The sequence below is a fragment of the Vibrio sp. YT-15 genome (assembly GCF_033337445.1).
Classification (GTDB): domain Bacteria; phylum Pseudomonadota; class Gammaproteobacteria; order Enterobacterales; family Vibrionaceae; genus Vibrio; species Vibrio alginolyticus.
Genome location: NZ_JAWOQR010000014.1, coordinates 40,040 through 62,869, shown reverse-complemented (window position 1 = coordinate 62,869; position 22,830 = coordinate 40,040). Strand labels below are relative to the sequence as shown.

General features: G+C 42.5%; 18 protein-coding genes. 9 read left to right on the top strand and 9 right to left on the bottom strand.

Going from position 1 to position 22,830, the window contains the following annotated elements; all coding sequences use genetic code 11:
- Positions 1-6: 6 nt before the first annotated feature.
- The 3 genes from R7D93_RS20625 (at position 7) to yegS (ending at position 2,420) form a co-directional block, all read left to right on the top strand.
- Complete coding sequence (locus R7D93_RS20625) at positions 7-432, top strand: bifunctional diaminohydroxyphosphoribosylaminopyrimidine deaminase/5-amino-6-(5-phosphoribosylamino)uracil reductase RibD (protein ID WP_130546260.1); 426 nt, start codon at positions 7-9, stop codon at positions 430-432.
- Positions 433-603: 171 nt separating this feature from the next.
- Positions 604-1,509 carry a LysR family transcriptional regulator gene (locus R7D93_RS20620; protein WP_137282689.1) on the top strand — a complete coding sequence of 302 codons (906 nt, stop codon included), beginning with the start codon at positions 604-606 and terminating at the stop codon, positions 1,507-1,509.
- An 8-nt stretch (positions 1,510-1,517) separates the two neighbouring features.
- Positions 1,518-2,420, top strand: a complete 903-nt coding sequence (yegS, locus tag R7D93_RS20615) for a lipid kinase YegS (RefSeq protein WP_137282688.1) — start codon at positions 1,518-1,520, stop codon at positions 2,418-2,420.
- Positions 2,421-2,501: 81 nt separating this feature from the next.
- Here yegS and R7D93_RS20610 read toward each other — a convergent pair whose 3' ends face one another.
- The 4 genes from R7D93_RS20610 to R7D93_RS20595 all read right to left on the bottom strand — a co-directional run bounded on the left by R7D93_RS20610 (position 2,502) and on the right by R7D93_RS20595 (position 6,577).
- A complete protein-coding gene (locus tag R7D93_RS20610; protein WP_086047454.1) occupies positions 2,502-2,837 on the bottom strand; it encodes a YgiW/YdeI family stress tolerance OB fold protein in 336 nt (111 codons plus the stop codon).
- Positions 2,838-2,852: 15 nt separating this feature from the next.
- The gene (locus R7D93_RS20605) at positions 2,853-3,500 is read right to left on the bottom strand and encodes an AcfA family outer membrane beta-barrel protein (protein WP_172563767.1); all 648 of its coding nucleotides are present in this window, start codon (positions 3,498-3,500) and stop codon (positions 2,853-2,855) included.
- Positions 3,501-3,663: 163 nt separating this feature from the next.
- A complete protein-coding gene (locus R7D93_RS20600) occupies positions 3,664-5,277 on the bottom strand; it encodes a VRR-NUC domain-containing protein (RefSeq protein WP_137282687.1) in 1,614 nt (537 codons plus the stop codon).
- Positions 5,278-5,344: 67 nt separating this feature from the next.
- On the bottom strand, positions 5,345-6,577 hold the full coding sequence (locus R7D93_RS20595) for an OFA family MFS transporter (protein WP_005388232.1): 1,233 nt from the start codon (positions 6,575-6,577) through the stop codon (positions 5,345-5,347).
- A 576-nt stretch (positions 6,578-7,153) separates the two neighbouring features.
- Here R7D93_RS20595 and R7D93_RS20590 point away from each other — a divergent pair.
- Complete coding sequence (locus R7D93_RS20590) at positions 7,154-7,510, top strand: hypothetical protein (RefSeq protein WP_005376535.1); 357 nt, start codon at positions 7,154-7,156, stop codon at positions 7,508-7,510.
- A 103-nt stretch (positions 7,511-7,613) separates the two neighbouring features.
- Here R7D93_RS20590 and dcuC read toward each other — a convergent pair whose 3' ends face one another.
- Together dcuC and R7D93_RS20580 are read right to left on the bottom strand one after the other, a co-directional pair.
- Positions 7,614-8,981: an anaerobic C4-dicarboxylate transporter DcuC gene (gene dcuC / locus R7D93_RS20585; protein WP_005376528.1), complete on the bottom strand. Its 1,368-nt coding sequence runs from the start codon at positions 8,979-8,981 to the stop codon at positions 7,614-7,616.
- Between the two features lie 359 nt (positions 8,982-9,340).
- Positions 9,341-10,465 (bottom strand): acyl-CoA desaturase, encoded by a 1,125-nt coding sequence (locus R7D93_RS20580; protein WP_017821552.1) that lies wholly within the window; start codon positions 10,463-10,465, stop codon positions 9,341-9,343.
- Positions 10,466-10,738: 273 nt separating this feature from the next.
- Here R7D93_RS20580 and R7D93_RS20575 point away from each other — a divergent pair, with 273 nt between their 5' ends.
- Positions 10,739-11,287, top strand: coding sequence for a GNAT family N-acetyltransferase (locus tag R7D93_RS20575; protein ID WP_005376525.1), 549 nt, complete (start codon positions 10,739-10,741; stop codon positions 11,285-11,287).
- Between the two features lie 89 nt (positions 11,288-11,376).
- Here the strand turns inward: R7D93_RS20575 and R7D93_RS20570 are convergent, their stop codons facing one another.
- On the bottom strand, positions 11,377-11,994 hold the full coding sequence (locus R7D93_RS20570; protein ID WP_005388227.1) for an HAD family hydrolase: 618 nt from the start codon (positions 11,992-11,994) through the stop codon (positions 11,377-11,379).
- Positions 11,995-12,357: 363 nt separating this feature from the next.
- Between R7D93_RS20570 and R7D93_RS20565 the strand changes: the two genes are divergently transcribed.
- Complete coding sequence (locus R7D93_RS20565) at positions 12,358-14,403, top strand: response regulator (RefSeq protein WP_213867674.1); 2,046 nt, start codon at positions 12,358-12,360, stop codon at positions 14,401-14,403.
- A gap of 103 nt (positions 14,404-14,506) precedes the next feature.
- Here the strand turns inward: R7D93_RS20565 and cqsA are convergent, their stop codons facing one another.
- Both cqsA and ylqF read right to left on the bottom strand, forming a co-directional pair.
- Positions 14,507-15,688, bottom strand: a complete 1,182-nt coding sequence (gene cqsA / locus R7D93_RS20560) for an alpha-hydroxyketone-type quorum-sensing autoinducer synthase (protein WP_213867675.1) — start codon at positions 15,686-15,688, stop codon at positions 14,507-14,509.
- A 337-nt stretch (positions 15,689-16,025) separates the two neighbouring features.
- Positions 16,026-16,970 carry a ribosome biogenesis GTPase YlqF gene (gene ylqF / locus R7D93_RS20555; RefSeq protein ID WP_005376521.1) on the bottom strand — a complete coding sequence of 315 codons (945 nt, stop codon included), beginning with the start codon at positions 16,968-16,970 and terminating at the stop codon, positions 16,026-16,028.
- Positions 16,971-17,417: 447 nt separating this feature from the next.
- Here ylqF and R7D93_RS20550 point away from each other — a divergent pair, with 447 nt between their 5' ends.
- The 3 genes from R7D93_RS20550 to R7D93_RS20540 are packed head-to-tail and all read left to right on the top strand — an operon-like array spanning position 17,418 to position 22,822.
- Complete coding sequence (locus R7D93_RS20550; RefSeq protein WP_225495996.1) at positions 17,418-21,083, top strand: ATP-binding protein; 3,666 nt, start codon at positions 17,418-17,420, stop codon at positions 21,081-21,083.
- Positions 21,067-22,233 carry an EAL domain-containing response regulator gene (locus tag R7D93_RS20545; RefSeq protein ID WP_054576033.1) on the top strand — a complete coding sequence of 389 codons (1,167 nt, stop codon included), beginning with the start codon at positions 21,067-21,069 and terminating at the stop codon, positions 22,231-22,233. The genes R7D93_RS20550 and R7D93_RS20545 overlap by 17 nt, the downstream gene beginning before the upstream one ends.
- Complete coding sequence (locus R7D93_RS20540; protein ID WP_017635347.1) at positions 22,226-22,822, top strand: response regulator transcription factor; 597 nt, start codon at positions 22,226-22,228, stop codon at positions 22,820-22,822. The genes R7D93_RS20545 and R7D93_RS20540 overlap by 8 nt, the downstream gene beginning before the upstream one ends.
- Positions 22,823-22,830 lie beyond the last annotated feature (8 nt).

Below are 22,830 nucleotides of genomic sequence, written 5' to 3'. Positions count from 1 at the left end.
GTTCAAATGAGCCAAGAGTTTATGCGCCGCGCATTGGAAGTGTCCAAAAATGCGCTTCCTGAATGTCAACCCAACCCGCCGGTTGGTTGCGTGTTAGTGAAAGACAATCAAATCGTTTCTGAAGGGCATACTCAAGCGATTGGTGGCAATCACGCGGAAGTGGAAGCGCTGAATGCGTATCAAGGCTCGTTAGAATCGGTGACCGCATACGTTACGCTGGAACCGTGTTCGTTTGTTGGTCGCACGCCAGCTTGCGCGGTGACATTAGTCAAATCCGGCATAAGCAAAGTCGTCGTAGCCATATTGGACCCCGACCCGCGCAACAGTGGCCGAGGTATCGAGATTCTAAAACAAGCAGGTATAGAGGTAGAAACGGGTTTATGTGGAGAGGAAGTCTGCGAGTTTCTTACCCCTTACTTAGGCAAAGCCTAATCCAAGCTTTATGTTGCACAGTGATGCCAGTCTATGTGGTGAATGAAATGCGTCAAAATTGAGTTAAAACTCATTAAAATAAGCCATCCCGCTCATTTTTCATACGTTGTTACGCGAAAAATCATGTTGTTAGAGATAAGATAGAGAAATGACTTTCGAAAATTTAATAGCATGAAACCGACCGACCTTAATCTTATTCCCATTTTCACTGCCATCTATGAAGAGCGTAACTTGTCTCGGGCGGCGGCGCGTTTAAACATCACCCAGCCTGCGGTGAGTAAAGCGCTAGCAAGGCTACGTGATATCTACGATGATCCATTGTTTCATCGTTGCGTTAAAGGTGTCGAGCCTACCTCGTTCGCGATGGATATTTATCCTGCTCTTCTAGCTTCAGTACAAAATTTCACTTCGACATTATCGGCCTCTAGTGAGTTTGACCCTAAAGTGTCGAATAGAGTGTTTTCTATTGCCTGTGTGTCCGTTGCAAGCTTTGAGTTGCTACCTCAAGTCATGAAACAAATCCGTGTGTCGGCGCCAAATGTTGCATTAGAAGTACATCCGCTTTTTACGGAAGATTTTGAAAGTGATCTGAGGTTACAACGATACGATTTGATCATTGATATCACACCAAGAGCAAGAACGGTGCTAAAACTGGAAACTGTACTTACGGAGCGTTTGGTGGTGGTATGTAGCGAAGCGCATCCACGCCTGAATGACGAGATTACGGCTGAACAATTTTTTGAAGAAGAACACGTAGTGGTTTCGCAGTGGCAGAGTCGTAAGAGCTTGTTAAACGCCGATGACATTGTCGACTTGGATAAGAGAAAGATTAAGTATCGAGCCTCAGGCGTACTAGAAATGCTCCCAATTATTTGTGGTAGTGAATACATTGGTTTAATGCCAGAGTCGATGATCAACTTGTTCAATAACACCTATCATGTTAAATCTTTATCAATGCCATTTGATGAACAAATGTATGAGCTTTGCACAATCTGGCATCCTAGTCGCACAAACGACAGCGCCCATCAGTGGTTGCGTTCACAGATTAGGCAAGCAGGAAAAGTCATCAACCAATAGGAAGTGCAATGAAAAAGACAATACGTGCCATCCTTAACGGAAAAAAAGCTGGGAATCCAGAGTTAAGAGATGCAATCATGAAAATGAGAGACAAAGGCATCGACGTACAGGTGCGTGTGACGTGGGAATCTCAAGACATGCCACGGCTAGTAAAAGAAGCGGTTGCTGAAGGCATTGAACGTATTGTTGTCGCTGGTGGCGATGGGACCGTCAATGAGGCGGCTTCTGCGATTATTCAAATTGACAAAGAAAAACGCCCTGAGTTAGCCATTATTCCCCTTGGTACCGCCAATGACTTTGCTACCGCTATTCAAGTACCTAATTCCATTAAGGCGTCTTTATCTCTTGCTGTTGAGGGGCAGTCCGCTTTGGTCGATTGCGTCAAAGCGAACGATCGCTGCTTTATTAACGTGGCAACAGCAGGGTTTGGCGCAGAAGTTACAGCAGAAACGCCTGTTGAACTCAAAAACTTTCTTGGCGGCGGAGCTTACACGCTAACTGGTGTTGTAAAAGCACTTGGCTTTAAACCATATGACGGAACAATAACGATTGAAGGTGGTGCGTATCAGGGAGAAATGTTGCTCGGTGCGTTTTGTAATGGGCGCCTTGCTGGAGGTGGGCAAGAGTTAGCTCCAAAAGCGGTGATTAATGATGGGCTGATGGATCTAACATTGGTGCGCCCATTTTTACCTCATGAGCTGCCTAAAGTAATCGACGAGATCAATAACCCGAGTGAGAAAGGAGAGTTTGTGAAGTACACAAGAGCAAGCTGGTTAGAGATAGACTTCCCGAATCCATTGCCTCTTAATTTAGATGGAGAACCTTTTCATTCGAGAACCATTAGATTTGATGTTCAGCCTAAGAGTATACGGTTAGTCGTACCGCAAGATTGCCCTTGCTTGACTAGCTAAACGAGCGTTTTCCATGATTATTGCGTAACACAGCCACTAAAATGTGGCTGTGTTATTTGTGTTGAGGTATCAGTCAGCTTCTTAACGTTTTTGAATTGTCTCAACGTCTATCTGCGTAGTTGTCCAATCTGCGTCAACCTCTCCTCGAATCATTACGGTATCTTTTGGTGTCACTTCTTGACCCATCCAATCTTCGTTATCGATCTCTACTTCGATCTCACCAGTGTTGTCTTTGAACAAGTAAGTCTCGTTACCAAATGATTGAACAATATGCCCGGTTAGCACTACAGCGCTGTCGTCGGTTGCGTTGCGCGCCTCTTTCACCGTATTGATTGCACTGACTTCTGGACCATTAAACGCGGCGAAAGCCGAGCTTGAAAGTAGGGCAAGCATGGATGTTAAAAATACTCTTTTCATTATCATCTCCTTATATTAGAAGTAATAAGTTGTGCCTACGTTAAAGGATGCAGTGTTTGCGTAGCTGTCTAGTTGGTATTTAGCGTTTGCGCCAATGGTGAGCTTTGGCAACACTTGGTATTCCGCGCCCACAGAGAACATTGCGCCTAACTCGTTGCTTTTCTCCGAGCTATGGAAAAGCGTGTTGGTCATTTCCACATCGTCGTTCGTGACAAGTTCGTATTCTTGATGTTTAGAAACCTTGGCGTTGTATTCCGTGTACGTTAGACCCGCTTTGAATTTTGTTGTCCATTTATCATTTAATGCATAGTTAAACACAGGAGCCAACGACACTTGCTTGGCTTTGATTGACGCATCCCAATCCATTTCATGATGGTAATCTTTGCCATCGATTGACTTGATACCTAGGTTTTTTGAACGACTATCATCAAGGTCAAACTGGCTGTAACCCAGTTCCAATGCCCAGTTGTCATTAAATGCGTAACCGACAAAGCCTGAGAAAATACCGTCTTCAAGCTCAGGGTTGAGTGTTACGTTGTCAGTTGAAAAGTGAGGTTCCAAATCATGGTCAGTGGTGCCTAGTCCATATTCCAGACCTACATAAGGAGCCGCAGATACCGAAACTGAGCAGGTAACAAGTAACGCAAGAAGTGTTTTGTTCATTTTATTTTGCCTCTTCAAATCAACTTAATGAGTAGAAGCGCATTGTGTGTGATGAAGCGTGAAGTGATCGTGAAGAAACAAAAATATTTCAGAAAAAGAGCAAGGTGCGGTAAAAAAGAAATTGTTTTAATGAATATGCGCCAAGCTCTTTATATAAAGAGAGTTAACTTGCGGCGACGTAACACACCGCAAATGGCACATTAAGGCGAGTAAACTCTTTAATCCAACGCCATTGGTTGTCTTGGAGTTTATCGCCTGGCCCTTTTACTTCAATCCATTCGAACTCGTTTCCTTTAAAAGCAATCAGATCAGGCATCCCATTGCGGTAAAGCTTTAGGTCACTCAATTGTATTTTAAATAGCGCCATCAACATGTTAGTTGGGATTGTATCGAGTGCCATTTCGAGTAGCTCTTTACTTATTAAGCTCCAATGCACAAATGGATTGCTGATACCAAACTTCTCATCGTACCTAGTTAACAACGTATGAGTATTGCCCGTTTCCAATTCGTCAAACGTCGCATCTATCAAAGCTTGGCGTTTGGTAACAAAATCAGAATGGTACAAATCCAGAGGACGATGTTGATAGGCATTGATGAATGCGCCTTCGATGGGAGCGAAAATCGCATCCCAAAAAGTGAGACCAAGTAATGCATTAAGCAGTGCATTTTCGGTGTAAAATACTGTCCAGCCTAAGGACTCAAAATACGCTTTGCTGGCGAGTTCGACTCTCTGTTGAGATAAATCCAGTTCAAGGCGGTATTCCGTACAGGTTGGCTTCGTCACTCTTGGCACTTTCTCGCCTTGTTTTCGTTTTAACCGTTGCTCAAGTTTTTGTGCAACTTCGAGCTCAGACACATCGATCGGTGAGTGAAGCATACCTGTGACAATGTCACCAAATAAATCATCATGGTTTAATTTGTCATAGATACGTGCGCGTCGTTCTCGGCTCGGTGTGAGTTGAGTTTGCCCAAATAGAGATAGGGCGGTCTCTAGATCATTAAGCCGTTCGTAATCACGTGCTATGTCATTCAACATGTGCTCGCGTTTACGATCTACGTAACGGTGTTTAACGGGCTGAGGCATTGCCTCAATTAATAAGTCGAGATTGGCTTTGTCTTTTCGGTCAAATTGCCAGTACAGGTTGGCCAACTGGCTCAGTTCAATTAAACGGTCTATTTGCTCACGTGAATCAAAGAAACGGCGCACTTTACTCAATTGATATTGCTCGAACTGATGCAAACCTAAGTCATCAAGCACAAACTGACTTAAGTCTTGATGGGTGTTGGCAAAAAACAGAGTGAGCAACACGTCGATCATATGAGCTGAATTGAGTTTGACGATCGTAAACTCAAGCTTCTCTGTACGATCAAATTCCGCATTACTCAAACGTTCGACAAGGGCGTCTTTCTTGAGTGATTTCGGCAGTTCGGGATAAAGCGTGGAGATTTCTGGCTTGGTCAGTAAATTAGCCGCTAACCCTTGATGAGAAAGGGGTGGGGAAAGGGCTACAAACTCATGTTGACTCAATTCTGCCAGTGCTTCATTGATAGAAGGTATTTCTGGATAACTCAGCTTATCACTTCGAAACCAACATCCCTTTCGGCTGTATAAACGTACCAAAAGGCACTGGGCGTGTTTGCTCAAAGAATCAAACGAGCAAAGCCATGCGTGTTCTTCCTTGGTCAGTAAATCGCTGTACCAAGTTACTGCGTGATGAGTCAGCTTAAAGAAGTTCTCTAGATAGTAGTCTGGTGCAAGTTCGATAGGGCTTTCCATAAACGACCGATAACAAAAAAGGCTTAACCCATAGGTTAAGCCTTTTTGCTATCAAATCAATTCGCAATTATGCGTTTTTTAGCTGTGCTACTTTCGCTTCAGACAATGGCTTAGTGATGAACGCAAGTACGATACATACTGCCATCATTGCTGAAGAAATTGTGTAAGCCAAGGTGTAGCCGTCGCCATTTGTCATCGAGAAACCAACAACCGCTGCGCCGATTGCACCACCGATCCCCCATGCTGTGTAAAGCACGCCGTAGTTAGTGCCGTAGTTTTTCAGACCGTAGAACTCAGCCGTTAGAGTAGGGAATACCGCTAGAAGTGTACCGTAACCTACCGCTGCGATTGCTGTACCGATGATCAGTGTAAACTCAGAGTCGAACGTCGCGAACAGCACCATGTTTACGCCTTGTAGAACGAACGCAAGTAGAAGCGTACGAACACCGCCGATTTTATCTGCAAGCATACCCGCGGCAACACGACCGCCAGAGTTAAATACAGCAAGAATAGACGCTAGGTAAACCGCGTTTGGCAAGTTTGCTTGAACGCTTGCGATTGTCGTGATGTTACCGATGATCATTAGACCAACAGAAGCTGCAAACGCGTACATGATCCATAGAGAGTAGAACTGTGGCGTTTTCAACATTGCTTTCCAAGTTAAGTCATCTGACTTTTTCACCGCTTTAGGTGCTTGGCCTTCTTTTACTTTAGGCTCCGCAGGTGTGTAGTCTGCTGGTGGGTTGTTGATGGTTGCTGCAAGAGGAACCGCAATCGCTAGGATACCAACACCAAGAACCATAAAGCTAGTTTGAATGCCCATGCTGTCTATTAGCGCAGAAGTTACTGGCGCAAGGTAAATAGCCGCTAGACCAAAACCTGCCGCAATAATGCCGTTAACCATACCTTTCTTCGAAGCGTGGAACCACTTCATCGCAGAAGGTGATAGGCATGCGTAACCAAAACCGATACCTGCACCTGTGATCACACCGAAGGTAATGTTCAGCATTAGTGGAGAGTTCACAAAGCCAGACGCGATCATGCCCAGACCTGTAAGAACAGTACCTAGGATAAGGATCATTCGAGGGCCCATGCGGTCTTGAAGAATACCTGCAATAAGAAGACAGATAGAGAAAGTGATGGTTGCAGTTGCGTAAGGTGCAGAAGCTTCTGCAGCACTCCAGCCTGATTCAGTTACCAGTGCCTTGTTGAATACACTCCAAGCATACAGGATGCCAAGACAAAGGTTGATACAGAACCCTGCTAACAGGATGCGCATAGCTTTATCAATCTTGCTCATTTTTATTCTCAGTTTTTCCTCTTATTGGCAATGCCGCAAAGAAGGTTGGTTTAAAGATGTTTTTTCTCAAAATTAGTTTGCGTTTTTCAACGTTTAACGCAATGAGCGCGGATTATAACCAATAAATATGTGATTGGAATCTCTTTTTACGGTTACTGATAAAATAATTTGCAACATTAAAAGTGGATGTGAATTCATGGTTTTGTATGTAGTAAGAACGTTGTAAAAAAGTGATATTTTTTGTTCGCTAATAACGAATGATGAGTCAAGACAGAGAGGTTTTACGCTGTTGAGTGCACAGTTCACATTTCAAATAAAAAATTTCAAAATGTTTCTATGTTAACCATCTGTAACAAAAATGGCGAATTTATCATCTAACTGTCGTAAGTATCAGATGCAAAGGGTTTCTTAATTTTTAATTGTTAACCTTTTGTAATAATTGAAGCTGATTAGCTTTTATGTTCATTAAGTGAGCAAAAAAGTAACTTGTAATTGCTGATTTTAGGCGCAGAATATAGTGAAAAATGAGTTTTCATTTATGAAGGGATGCTTTTTAGATTTGTTGTGAGGTGACTTATGAAACTGTTCCTATTACTCATGGCTTCGGTATCCGCTGGTATCGCATCAGCAGACCACATCCATTCATTTATGTTGGGCTTATCTATTGCTTCTTTAGCGGTAGGTAGCTGTTATTTCTTCGCATTTCGCAGCTCGCGCTTTCCACAGCTTGCTTTATTCCTACTCATTTGCGGCATGCTTTCTAAGTTGACGATAACCGTAGTCGGTGTGATGTGGGGAATGTCCGCGGAATTAATCACGTCTCCAATCGTATTCGCACTTTCATATTTATTCTTTTCGCTTGCCGTTACCTACTTATGGTTTAGCTACAGAGAGAGCATCACTAAGATTCCTGACCGATTTAAGTCAGCGTAAATCAACACATTAGAATAAAAAAAACGCCAGCACATTTGCTGGCGTTTTTAATTAAACGTAATTTTGTTCGGATATTGCTTTTAGTTTGATCGTGGCAATACCGTTAGGCACTCATTGGAACAAGCACCATAGTACCAATAATCACCGTGATAAGGCCTGCTAGAACTGGAACGGATGTGCGTTTTACAACCTCAAACGGGCTGATGTTTGCCATACCTGATGTCGCAACGATTACGCCAGATACTGGTGAGATAGTACGGCCTAGGTTTGATGCTTGAAGCATCGGGATAATTAGGAACGCAGGGTTTAATCCCATTTTAGCAGCTAAAGATGGTGCTAACTCCACGAACGCATAGAAAGGCGCGTTACCCGAACCCGTTGCAATTGCTGCTGCAACTGTTAATGCAGTTAGAATAAGCATTAAAGCAACGCCGCCTGCACCAGCATTATCTGCTAGATGAAGTAGGTTATCGATAGCACCGATAGACATCAGACCTTGTGCAAAAACCCCTGCGGCAACCAAAAGCATCACAACGCCTTTGAACGCGTCAGCCATGCCTGCGTAACAAGAATCTAAATCTTCTAGTGATTTCTTACCATCGAACTTATTTACAACATAATGGATCAGAGCTCCAAGGAAAATCGAACCAACCACAATAGTGTAGATGTCTAGACTAAGTCCTGGAATGGTACGACCGTTGAATAGGAAAACGCCGATGATAGGTAGAAATGGAAGAGCTGCATAAAACGCTGGTGCGTCAGCTTTGATCTCTGATACATCAATTTTTTCCATTGGCGTATTTTCTTTCTTATCTAAGTATTTGTTCCAGAAGAACGCTGCCGCTGCCATGACGATGATTGCGCAAATAGAAACAGGCAACACAGTTTGTACCGCAAACACATCAAGCTCTAAACCAGACTTTTCTGCTGCGATAACAACATCACCAGAAGTAGGAGAAAGGATGATTGCCGCTGGAGAGGCACACACTGCAACGGCTGCTGGACGAGAAATGCCCATCGCGACCATCATAGGGAATAGTGTCGCCATTAATAGTACGCCAAGGCCTGTTGCAGAACTTACCGCAAGAGACATTAAACACGCCACAATGTAAGCCGCTACCAAAAGGACGTAAGGAGACTTGATGACAGAAAGCGGTTTAGAGAACTGTTTCACTACCACGTTGTTCGCGCCGATATGAGTCATGTATGACGCAAAACCACAAAGCAGCATGATTTGCATACCAAGACCGCCACCGCGGTATTGAAGCATGTATTTCACGTATTCAAGCGCATCTGTCACCATGTTACCAGTTGAGGTGATTTTTGACGGCAGCACGTCGTGCCCCAAAACGCCAGTCATAAGAAGTAAAGCAATACCAGCTGTCAGTAACACGCCCGCAGCTTTATAGCCTTTGACAATAAAGTAACCCACCGCAATGGTAACCACTAAGCCAATTAAGAGCTCTAACATAGGGATCTCCGAATGTTATGTAAAAAAGAAAGAAACTGTTTCAGTTTATGACAAGGAATTTACAGAATTCTTAGCTGTGGCACGAGACAAATATGGGGCTTGCATGATCTGAGACAAATAATAATTTAATAAATAATTTCGTTAGATTGTATTGTTGGAATTTGGTTTTCTAAGTGTTATATGCTGGTTTGAAGCTATTTATAGGAAGGAAAATATGACTAGGAAAGTGAATGAATAATGAGTGAATTGATTCACAATAGGAAAAAGACTTTACTCAATAAGCAATTATTGGAAAACACTCTTCACAACAAAAAAGCTTCGCGGAAGCGAAGCTAAGTAATCGTAAGAATGAGGATAAACTATGCGTATCGACGAACCATAAGGTTCCAACTACGTTGCTGCCGTTCGAACTCTGCTTTAATTTGCTGGTACTTCATTTTCGTTACAGAACATTCGTATTTTTTTACCACACTGGCAGTTTTGGCACCGAGTACTTCTTTGCGCATCTCGTAGTATTCCTGCATGTGATGAACTAGAGTATCAAACTCGTGCTGTAGTTGATCGAGGATCGTTTGCGTATTCGGTTTCGATTCTAGCTTTTCTCTTGCTTTCTTCAAAAGTTGACTCGCACGGGCTTTTTCAATTCTAAATGTAGGCGTTGTGCGCAACTTAGATGTGAGTCCTAGCCAAGAACATGACTTTATCAACCACTTCGTTGGGTCGTAATGCCACCAATACACGCCATTGCGATAGTCATTCTCGAAAATATGATGGAAATTATGGTAACCCTCTCCAAATGTGAAAAAGGCGAGTACACCATTATCGCGAGCAGTGTTTTTGTCTGTGAAAGTTTGCTTACCCCAAATATGTGCGAGGGAGTTAATGAAAAAAGTCGTATGGTGACTCATAAAGAGTCGAGCCGCACCAACGACCAATAACATCCCCCAGATATCACCGTAGATCAGTCCGAGCATGACTGGGAAACCAATATTAGTCAGTAGGGCAAGTGGAACATAATACTTATGCTGCCACATGACGATTTTGTCGCGCTTTAGGTCACGGCAGTTTGTATATTCGTTTTCCTTTGATTTATTGTAATCACGTAACATCCACCCAATGTGAGAATACCAAAAACCCCGCTTGGCTGAGTACGGATCTTTATCGTTATTGTCGACATGTTTGTGATGCACACGATGATCAGAAGACCAATGTAATGCACTATTTTGCAAAGAAAATGCTCCTCCAATCGCAAAAATGGCGCGCAAAATAGGATGAGCTTCGTACGTTTTGTGGCTCCAGAGACGATGATAGCCTGCTGTAATAGAAAGGTTAGTAAAACTAAATGCAATCACTCCCCAAATTAGATGTTCCCAACCTAGTCCAAAATGATATGCATACCAAGGCATTACAATAAAAGTCAGAACAAAACTGGCAGAAAATATTAATGTATTCAACCAGATAACAGGTGGTTTGTTTTGAGTCACAGATGTATCCCTAACTTTGAGCTAACAACTGTTCGCCAGAATATCAGCGTACACATGTAAGTCAAATTAAAGTTAGACAAATGTGACTATTCCTTTGGGTGTAGATTAAGGAACTTGATGGGATATTTTGCTTTTAATTGAATAATGAGTAGTATTAAAAAGTGAGCTCTGGCTTAAGGTGTATAAAATCTGCCAAGAAACAAGTGTTATAAAGGTGGAATATACCGAGACTCTATAAACAGAAGCAAAAATGTAAGAAAATAGGAATACGTAATGGATTTACGATTAGCGGAATATAAGGACTACGAGCGCATTGCGCATCTTCATGCGGATAGCTGGAAGCGTCATTACCGTGGCATTCTTAGTGATAACTATCTTGAGAAAGAAGCGATTGACGACAAACTACTGATTTGGCAAACCCGTTTGACCAACCCACCATTCAATCAGCACATTGTCTTGGCGGAGGAGGGAGGTTTGCTACTTGGCTTTGTTTGTGTGTTCGGCAACCATGATTTCGAGCGTGGAACCTTTATTGACGCATTGCATGTTGATGACAGTTACCGTGGTCGTGGGATTGGTAAGCAGCTATTACTTGCTGTCGCAGAATGGCAACAGCAGTACTTTAAAGACACAGGTCTTTATTTAGAAGTTGTGTCGCAAAACATTTCTGCGATTGAATTCTATCGCCACATTGGTGGACAAGAGGATCAAGAGCGAACTTGGCGCGCACCTGATGGCAAAGAGGTGTTAGAAAAAGTATTCCGTTGGAAGAACGCCCAGTCATTAGTTAGTGGGATTGAGGAAAACGTGATTTACTCCTAACCTAGCGTTCTAAAACATTAGATAAGAGCAGTCTCAACACTGCTCTTTTTTGTTTACGCACCCTAACGTTATGTTTTATTAAAAGCTTTCTAGAAGTTAACCCCCATGGCTTTTAGTTCGAGCTCACATTGCTGAGCATTTTCAAACTGAATAGCAGCCATGCCAACTGCTCGGGCACCTTCAACATTGTAAGGCATGTCATCAAGAAATACTGTCTCTTCGGGGTTAAGCTGATACTTTGAAAGTAGAGTTTGGTAGATCTCCGCTTGTGGTTTTAGTAATTGAACTTCAGAAGAGATGATTGCTCCATCAAACAGTGGCCAAAACTCATAGGTAGTACGAAGATGTTCCACAATTTCGTTGATGTTGTCTGTGAGCGCATATACGCCATATCCGGCTCTTTTTACTCGTTTTAACAGCTCTATACTGCCGTAAAGTAATATTTGAGTGTGTTTTACATAATAAAAGAAGCGGTCCATTTCTTCCGTCGTTACTTGGTGTTCACGTTGATAACGCTGTTTTGCTTCCCTTTCGGAGATCGTCCCTTTATTTAAATCTTTCCAGATTTGTGATGAAAATAGCATCTGAGCCATTTTCTCTGACTCTACGGAACCACCAAATGTTAAGCGAACGATTTCTACTGGAGACCAGCGTACCAATACATTACCTACATCAAAAATGACATTTTTTATCTGGAAAGAATTCATGACACACCCCAAGCCAATTGTTTGTCACCGCGCTATATGCGGTGAGTGCTGTTTTTAAATCGTTGGAAAGCCGTGCCAAAGGCGCGACTTAAGTTTCTAGAACAAAATGAGATTAACATCCAATTGGATACAGAGCGATTATCGCAAAATTACACTAAACTATATGCAACTTTGTTTATTTGGTTGTAAATCAAGTGCAGCTGTCTTAAAAGATTGAAACTAAAGATAAGTATTGCGAGCTGTTTACGTCATTTCGCGCTGCTTATAAATGATGATTAATATATAATTAGTTAATAATAAAATGATAAAAGTGAATCAAAATCACATTGTTGTGCGTCAGGCGGAGTAAGCAAAACAGATTATATGGACTCGATACGTAAGGTTTATCAATATGCAGAACCAAACCTAACTCTCGTTGGCTGGATGGGGTTTCTTGGCTTTCCGCTGTACTACTTTGTCTGGGAGTTTGCCTTTCCACAGGCTTATGAAAATTTACCTCTTAGATTGTTTTGCTCGTTATTGTTTTTCGGCATCATTTTTAGAAACCGCTTATCATCGACTTGGAGAGATTATGTTCCTATTTACTACCAAGTGACGATAACGCTGTGCTTACCGTTTTTCTTTTTTTATATGTTACTGATGAATGACTGGTCCAATGTATGGGTTATGTCGTTTATGTCTGCAATTTTCTTACACATTTTACTGGTTCATGTTACTAGGGTCATGTTTGCTCAAACCTTTGCTGGGATAGGTTTAGCAACATTCTTCGCTTGGGTTGCAAAAGGGTTCCATCTTGACTTGACCATGGATTGGACTCATGTGCCAATCTTTCTGTTTATTTATGTCTTCGGTAATTTGTTCTATTTTCGTAACCAAGTTGAACATGAAGCGAAAGTCTCGCTGGCAAAATCATTCGGGGCAGGGATTGCACATGAAATGCGTAACCCGTTGAGTGGGCTTTGCACTTCAATAGATGTTATCCAGTCGATCTTGCCCAACATGAAAGAGGCAGGAAAAGAGCAGTACGTCATGAGTGTAGAAGATGTCACCTTATTACGTGAAGTGAGTCAGGATGCAATGAACATTATCCAATCGGGTAATGAAACCATCGATTTATTGCTGACTTCGATTGATGAAAATCGAGTTTCTCGTTCTAGCTTCAAAAAATATTCAGCTCACTCGGTCGTTGAACAGGCAATTGAAAGCTTCAGTTATAAACGTGCCACTGATCGATTTGCCATATCGTTGGATGCGAGAAGTGAGTTTGAGTTTCTAGGTAGTGATACGCTGCTTAAATACGTTATGTATAATCTTTTCAAGAATGCCTTCCATCACCGTAAATCTGAAGATTTTCACATACATGTATCCATGATAAGTTCAGAACGCTTTAATCAAATTGTTGTAACCGATAATGGTGCTGGCATTGCTCCTGATGTTCTACGCAATATCTTTCAAGACTTTTACACCACTGGCAAATCAGGAAGTTATGGTTTGGGTCTACCGTTTTGTAAAAAAGTCATGCGTTCATTTGGGGGGAACATTGAGTGTCAATCTCAGTTAGGGGAGTGGTCTCAATTTACATTAACTTTCCCACTAACGACATCTGATACCGTTAATGAAATCAAAAACGATCTGACTAAACTCAAAACCATTCTAACGGTGACTAGCCAAGATATCTTGGTGTCTAAAGTAACAGATATCAGCCGTTTTATGGGCTTTGACTCGACGATTTTAGATGCCAACCAAGTACTCAAAAAGAAAGAGTACGAGTTCGAATTCGATCTGATTTTTATCGATCTTGAGAGCTTAGATCCAAGAGCAAACCAATTGGATAGATTAGAATCTCTCTTGTCTTTCACTGAAGCACGCATCGTTTATCTTTTTGAGCATCATCCGACTCAGAGAGCACGTAAGGCTGCATATGAACCTATTTGGATCGAAACGCAAGCCTGGTTATTGAATACTAAACCAACTATTGAGCGTCTCTTATATGATTCAAGCTATGTATCGACACCAACGGCCTCGGTGACGTTAGATAATTCAAATAAGCGCACAATTATGGTCGTGGATGATAATGAATCTTTGCGTAAATTCACGGCAATGTTACTTGAAAAGCAAGGCTTTGAAGTGATTCAGAAAGAAGACGGGCAGCAGGCTCTGGATACACTAGAGCAAGAAGATGTTGATCTCATTCTGATGGATATCGAAATGCCAATTATGGATGGTGTAGAAGCGTCTAGGCGAATTCGAAGCTCGGATAAAAACTATGCGTCGGTACCTATTATTGCACATACAGGGGATAGTTCACCTGTCACGTTGGACAAAATTGGGTCTTCGGGTATGTCTGACTTCATCGTAAAACCGGCGGATAAAAATCGCTTGTTCGATAAAATCGCAAACTGGATCTAATCATTCGCGACTTGTTTTCTTGAGGCGAGTTGCTCACAACGAATAACACGAATAAAGAGCTCAGCAAAACTGTTGAGCTCTTTAGTTTTATCTACACACTAACTTACACAAACTCTAAGTCAGGGTGTGCGAATGCTTGTTGGCAGACAGTGAGTACATGATCAACTTCAGCAGCTGTCATGTCGGCATTGACTGAAAAACGGATGATGTTTTTGTTCCTTCCAGTTGCAGGGCGGCAAAACACTGCGCCGTAAACATTTCGCTCTTCGAGAAAATCGCGGACTCGCTCAGTGTTTCTCTCGTTGCCGCATTCTAATGAGATAATTTGTGATTCACTGCGAATAGTAAATCCAATGCGTTTTAAACCAACGGCTAAAGACTTGGCTCTTTCAAACAGAATATCTCGCTTATCATCTGATTTTCTTATGACGTCCAGTGTTTTCTCTAGCCGAATGATCTCTTGCGGTAATACGGTAGAACTAAATATTGCAGGGTACGCCACAAACGGAAGCGTCTTCGACAGTTTTTCTGGGCCTAAAATCGCGCCAGCACGATAAGCAAATGTCTTGGCAAGACTAACGGTAATAAAATCTACCTTATGAGTTAAGCCAAGGCTCTGCAGTATCCCCGCACCTTGTGGACCGTGTGTACCTAAAGAGTGTGATTCATCTACAACCAGGCCGCAGTCAAACTCCTGTGCTATTTCGTAGATATCACGTAGAGGAGCGATGGTCCCGATAGTGCTGTAAACCGAATCCACAACAATGATCCCTGAACCGTGACGTGAAATTTGTTTTCTTAGGTGACTGGTGTTGTTATGCATGAACGGATGAATTTGTGCTCCGGCAATACGTGCGCCTTCCCACAAAGACATATGTGCAAAGAAATCAATGTACACAGGTATGTTCGGTGCACAAATAGTCTGCAATAAACCGACATTCGCAGCCCAACCAGATTGAGAAAGTAGACAACTAGGCATACCAACGAAACTGGCTAGTTGCGTTTCAAATGCAGGTTTCGATTCATCATCTTGTAAGAAAATCGCGGACATCACGACGTTGTCATCGTGCTGGGAAATCGCATCACGATGCGCGTTTTGAATCTCCTTATTATGAGACAGCGCAAGGTAATCATTGCTTTGCAGGACGACGGCATTACACGGTGGGCGTTTACCAAGAACAAGGTGTTTTTTGTTCTCATTCGGTTCGATTAGATCTTGAATATAAAAATCTAGGCGTTCCTCGATAAAGGAGGGAAGTGGTTTGCTTTGTATAGTTTCACTCATAATAAATCTCTTCTTCATATGGAAAAACGCCAGCGCTGACACTTATTCATATTGCGGATTTTGGGGAGAGTGTCACTAACCAGGTTGCATAAGTTTGCAGACCCTTGCAAACTCGACATTTGAGGGTTGGATGGTGGCTGTAACTCTATAGGGGCCCGGGGTCTAAACTAGTTTGTGCTTAAAGTTTATACGGCGATTTTGCGGTGTTTTTTCGTGCTTCATATCTGGGATTTTGGATGAGGAATATAAAGTTTGAAAAGTGAAAAAAATGGGCGCATTAGATAACAAAAAAGGCGCGAAAATCGCGCCTTGAAACATGAGTAGATAAGAGACAAGCTTATCGCTTATTACGTAAATAGCGCTTACGACGCTCTTCTTTACGCTTCGCTTTTTCTTCTTCTTTACGGGCGGTCTCAATCTCGACTTCAATCAGCTCTTGAGTGATCATTTCTGGGCGTTCTAATGTAATTTGGCCCAAAGTGCCTTGGCGAAGTTCGTGTAATAAGATCTCTGATACTTTGTGCAAGTCAACACGTCCACCTGCACGTAGTGCACCGCGGCGACGACCAATTTCTTCCATGATCTCGATATCTGATTCTGGAAGCTCTTCAATTTGATAACGCTCTTTAAGCTTGTCTGCATAATGAGCTGCTAGGTATTCAATGGTATAGAATGCGACTTCGTCATATTCCATCGCTGTATCTTTTACCGCGCCAGTAGCCGCAAGGCGGAAGCCACTGTGTGGATTTTCCACTTTTGGCCATAAAATTCCTGGAGTATCAGATAATACGATGCCATTTTGCAGGTTGATACGTTGTTGACGACGTGTAACCGCGGGTTGGTTACCTGTTACAGCGATTGTTCGACCTGCGAGGGTGTTAATGATCGTCGACTTTCCAACGTTTGGGATGCCCATGATCATGGTGCGAATGTTTTTACCAATCTCTTCTCGGTGTGGGGCAAGTTTGCGGCAAAGCTCCATGATTCGATGCACTTCTTGTGGTTCAGAAGTCGTGATCGCCATTGCTTTTACATGTTGCTCTTGCTCCAAGTGCTCAATCCACAGTTGAGTTAACTCTGGATCGGCCAAATCACGTTTGTTCAAAACTTTAACGACAGGTTTGTCACCACGGATTTGAGAAATCAAAGGGTTTTCACTACTGAAAGGAATACGAGCATCCAGTACTTCGATGATCACATCCACTTGAGGGATTGCTTCTTCGATCTCTTTACGTGCTTTGTGCATGTGGCCAGGAAACCACTGGATTGAGTTATTAACCATTTGAATTTAATACCTTAATTTTTCTAATGCTCCAGCGGTTGTAAAAGTAGCAATGTGAATCTTGAGTGACACAATACTAGAACGCATTTTCTAAAACTGTGTTTACTTCAAGCTGCTCGAAACCGCGGAGTTGAGCTTTCTTTCATGTTAATACGCCAGTTTATCATGGAATGATGATGAATCATTCAAGATGAAAGTAAAAAGCTATGGCGTGCAAACCTAAAAGCACACATCCCTTATGTATACCGACTCGCAGTGAATATCCGTCTGGGTGAGAGACCGAACGCAAACACTGTGTAGTCAAAGGTGGATTGTGTTGTCAGATTGTTCTGACGAATTTTGGCTTTTTGGTTTTATATCAAAGCTTTATTTTTATTTCGCTATTGAGCGAAGTTTGACTTTTATCTGACAAAAACTAGTCTGAGCTTCCATTCAGAGGAAGCAGTCATGCTCAGTATTCTTAGAAGTATTACGGTATCGTCCGTCGCCTTAATTTTTTTAGCGAGTTCTTTTTGCTCAACTGCCAAACAGAGTCCTAAACCGAAGGTCATCGTTGGTGTTATTGCGCAAGACGAAGCTAAAGACTCGTTTGACGGTAGCGTTGGTCCTTCGTACGGAATTAGTCTTGAGTATTTGTCTAACATTACTAAAGCTTTGGATTATGAGTTAGAACTTCGGACTTACAAGCATATTCCGTCTTTACTTGCGGATGTCGAAAGCAAGAAGATTGATGGTGCGGTTGGATTTAGTAAAACAGCAGCAAGAGAAAAGCGTTTCTTGTTTTCGATGCCTTTTTTTTCGAGCACTATCGCTGTTTGGTATCGGAATGCCACTTACCGAGATAGTGATGCGCGTGATCTTAAATGGGTGTGTGTTGAGGGCAGTATATATTGTGACAACCTCACTGAACGCGGTATCGATAAGATACATTACGTTAAAACACGTTTAGAGGCGTTTAATGAAGTTAAGCGAGGTAAAGCGAACGCGCTTATTTACACTTATGTTGGTATTACCCAATATTTGGATTTGAATGACATTGTAAAAGGGGTTGTCGATATTCCCAGTTGGTTGAAAAACGAAGAGGTGAGTTTTATCGCTTCGTTGGACAAACAGAGTCTGATCGATGACATCAACAAAATCCTTCAGTGGGAGCAAAATGGAAAAAATATTCGCTCCGTCGCCTCGAAAAATCCTTACCATATCAGTGATAAGTTATTGGTAGATTACCGACGTAATCATCAAAACAAACTAGTGATAACTTACAGCAGCAGTGACGAAGCTTATCCGTTTCTCTACCGAGATTCGCAAACGGGCGAGTTAGATGGCTTCTTTCCAGATTTTGTCGACTTATTGCAGTCTCGTACTGGCTTGAGCTTTAAGTATGTGAAGCCGACGTCGAGCCTTTCTAATGGATTAACGGCATTTGATGCCGATATAGTCCCCATCTCTTATGTGGGTGAGCTACCTAAGTCAGATTGGTTGTTCACTAAACCATTCATGCACAGTAATTACGTGGCTATCCAAGCGGAGCAGAGTAAGCGCGATAAATCTGCACTGAAAGAAGCGGGTATTCTGCTCACTTTGAAAAAGCAAGGGTTAGTTCATTTGGGCACTTGGCAGCAAGGCCAAGTTGATCATTATGATGATTTGAAAAAGCTGCTTACCGATTTGAAATCGGGCGTTTTGGATGTGGCTTATATTCCTGACGACATCGTTCACAACATGATTGCACAAGATCAAGTCGATGGCTTGGTGATCAATGCGGAGGACGTTTTGACGTTCTCTAATGCATTTGCGGTTGCAAACCACAATACACAACTTCAACACATGTTGAACAGCATCATCGAAACCATTGATTCTAACGAGATCGAAAAACTGCTGCGTTCTCACCGAAGCTTCAAACTGACTTATGGCTATGACGCGGAGCAGATCGCTACATTTGTTGTTGCTGGTTCATTCATATTCTGTCTCATGTTAATTGCGGCGTATTTCATCTTATCTCACATGCGACTTAAAGTGAGGTTAGCCGAATTTAATGCTGACAATGAGGAAGCGGAAAAGCAATGGCTGATGGACATCATCAAAGAGATCAATAGCTTGGTTTTTATCCATAGTGAAAATAACCATATGGAGATGAGCAATTGTGCCAACTACAACAGTAAACAGTGCCAACAATGTAAGTTGAAAAGTGATTCTGCGCACGCTCCTCTGGTGAATAATTTTGATGAACTAACCACTGTTATCGCTGGAAAGCGTATTTCAGAAGAGGTTGCCTCGTCGGGCTGTGAACTTGATATTAAACATGTATATCGAGAACGCAAAGTCATCGCTTCTCCTAGCGGTAAGAACAAGTTTGTACTGACTGTTATTCAAGATATTACCCAGCAAAAAGAACGTGAGCAGGCGTTAATCGATGCGCAAAAAGAAGCGCAAACCGCGGTACGTGCGCGCGAAAACTTTTTGGCAACCATGAGTCACGAATTAAGAACGCCATTGTCGGCAGCACACGGCATCCTCGATTTGCTAAATCGCCAAGTGACGGCAGATTCAAATCGCGAGTTAATTGCCCAAGCCATACGCTCGCTCAATCATTTGAATACGCTAGTAGACGAAGTACTGGATTATTCAAAGTTAGAGGCAGGGCACTTAACCGTCGCCCCAGTTAAGACCGACTTGCTTAAAACCTTGTGCGATGTGTTTCGAAGCTTTGAACCACGAGCGCTTGCGAAAGGTTTGGATTACAAAGTGACAATCAAACCATTTTCGAATGCTTTCATTGAAATCGACGCGCTGCGATTGGTGCAAATTACCACCAATCTACTCTCCAATGCGATGAAATTCACTGCCGAAGGAGAAGTTGGAATCAGTGTCATTCTTCATGAAAAGCAGCTTATTTTGAAAGTGGCGGATTCAGGTATCGGCATGACGGATGACCAACTCGAAGGCATTCTCAATCCTTTTGTTCAAGCGGATGACACTATTACGCGTAAATATGGCGGTACTGGATTGGGGCTAAGCATTGTTGACCGATTGATCGACTGCATGGGCGGCGTGCTCTGCATCGATTCACAATTTGGCTTGGGCACGACGATTACTGTCAGACTGCCAATTGAGCATTGCGACTCTGAGCCAGACGTTTGTTTGAACTGGACGTATAGCGAGAGCTTACCACTTAATATTCGCCAGTGGTGTGACGCGTGGAAAATGCGTCCAGCGACGTTAAAAACAATGGTGGCGAACCTTCACCCTATACACGACAGCGATGCCAGTTTTAATGGCCTAATGCTGCGTGACGAACAAAGGGTACTTGGCAGTCTTACGCTAAGAGAGATTCAATATCCAGATACATTGTTCAATTTGCTCAGCCAAACGCAGCAAGAAACCAAGCTTAGTGACGTAAATCAAGAAGTGGTTTCTTGGGTTCTCGGCACGGTACTGGTCGCAGAAGATAATCCCATTAACCAAAGTGTGATAGCAATGCAGCTTCATGAACTTGGAATCGAACCTGTCATTGTGAATAACGGCCGCGAAGCATGGGAATACATCAACCAAGATGAAAACGTTGTGTTGCTGCTGACCGATTTTCATATGCCAGAAATGGATGGCTATGAGCTTGTTAGGCACGTGAAAAACTCCGAATTTAAAGCAATTCCAATCATCGGTGTGACAGCAGAAGATGCTCGTCTTGCCATTGAGCGCACACAGGATATCGGCATTGATGATGTGCTCTACAAGCCCTATGACCTTAATCAATTAAAAACCGTTTTGATTCCATTTATTGGCGAAAAAGAGAGGGGTAGGCTGCCCGGCTGGATTAAACGGTTCAAAGCACAGGACGCAAAAGAGATTGCGCGCGTGTTTAGTCAATCAATGTCTACAGATATAAAAAACTTAAACGCCGCATCGACTGAGCGAGACAAAAAACGGGTCATTCATGGCATCAAAGGAGCGGTTGGGGCGATAGGGGTAAGCATGCTGGCTGAGCTTTGTATTGAGGCAGAACGAGTTACTGCTGCGGAGTTTGACAGGCGAACAGCGGAGCTAATTTTACGAATCGAGCAGGAGATCGAAAACATAAACTATTGGGTAGAGACAAATGAATACACAATTTAATGTGATGGTGATTGATGACCATCCGCTACAAACCACAATACTTACGCAAATATTGGAACGCTATTGCGCGCAAGTCATCCCTTTTAACTGTGTGGATGCCGCTATTCAGAGTGTGCAGGAACAATATTTTGACGTGATTTTTTGTGATATCCAAATGCCCGGAAAAGACGGCATCGATATGATGGAAATGCTCGATAAAGTCCAGTACCAGGGGCAAGTTGTACTGGTCAGTGCAATGGAATTGACCATTATTTCTGCGGTAAGAGCCATGTGCGAGGGATTTAGTTTTGAAGTATTAGGGAAGCTGCCTAAGCCATACGATGAAAATGAAGTCGTTGATTTGTTGGGTAAAATAAAAGATGAAAAAGCGAAACAAGTCAGCTTTGCGCAACCTATTGAAGTGGAAGATCAAGAATTCCTGTTTGCTCTGGCTGAAGGGCGAGTGAAAAATTATTACCAGCCTTTAGTCGATGTGCAAAGTGGGGAAGTGCTTGGGTATGAAGCGCTCGCGCGTTGGAATCATCCTATTTATGGTGTGTTACCCCCTCATTATTTTTTGCCAATTGTAGAGCGTTGCCGCCTTTCTGGAGAGTTGTTTCAAGCTGTATTGAGTAATGTTATCTATGACATGAAACACCGCGGATTGACGCAAAACGTATCCATCAATGTAGACCATGAAAATTTAGAAGATACGGCGTTCTCTCATTACTTTTTACAGCAATGTTTAGAGAGCGAGATTGACCCATCACAAATCACCATTGAAATTACAGAGCGAGATACATTTCAGACTAGCGCGTCCCTGTACAAGAATTTACTCAAGTTGAGGATGAACGGTGTCACTGTCTCAATAGATGATTTTGGCACGGGGTCATCGACGTTTGAAAAACTGGCTCAACTGCCATTCAACGAGTTAAAAATCGATCGTTCGTTTGTACAAGGTGTCGAATGCGATATCAAAAAACGCAACATCGTTGTTGCTATTTGCGCGTTAGCGAAAAGTTTGAATATACGATTGGTCGCGGAAGGTATTGAAGACGAAGTCACACTGCAAGCGATACGTGAGTATGGGATTGATCTTTGCCAAGGCTTCTACATTGATAAACCCATGCCACTAGAAGCCATAACCATACTAAATGAAAGATATGAATAAATTGAATTACTTGATCTTTGACGATCATCCTCTCGTTTGTGTTGCAATCAAGTCGTTGCTGGAAGAGTTAGGTAAAACAAATGGGGTATTTACTGCAACATCAGCGAAGATGGCATTACAAATATTGAAAAAGGAAGAAATTCAACTGTTGATCTTAGATGTGAACTTGGCAGATTGCGATGGGTTTGATTTCTACAAACGTATCAAATCCCATGGTTATGAAGGCAAAGTCATTTTCTTCTCCGCTGAAACTAGCCAAATGTACAGCCAAATGGCTTTTCGTTCTGGCGCTGATGGCTATGTGTGTAAATCGGAAAATCACGACATTCTTAAAGACGCGATAGAAGCGGTAGAGAAGGGGTATACCTTCTTCAAATTTAAGCAAGTTGTTAATAGCGTTCGAGAAATGCCACAACTTTCAAGCAGAGAAAGCGCAGTAATGAAGTATTTACTACAAGGAAAGTCCAATAGAGAAATCGCTTCAGTGCTATCAATAAGTGATAAAACAGTCAGCACATACAAACGTCGTCTATTGGATAAATTTAACGTAAAGAACATTGTTGAGCTAACAAGAGTGGCGGGGGCGTAAGACCGCAT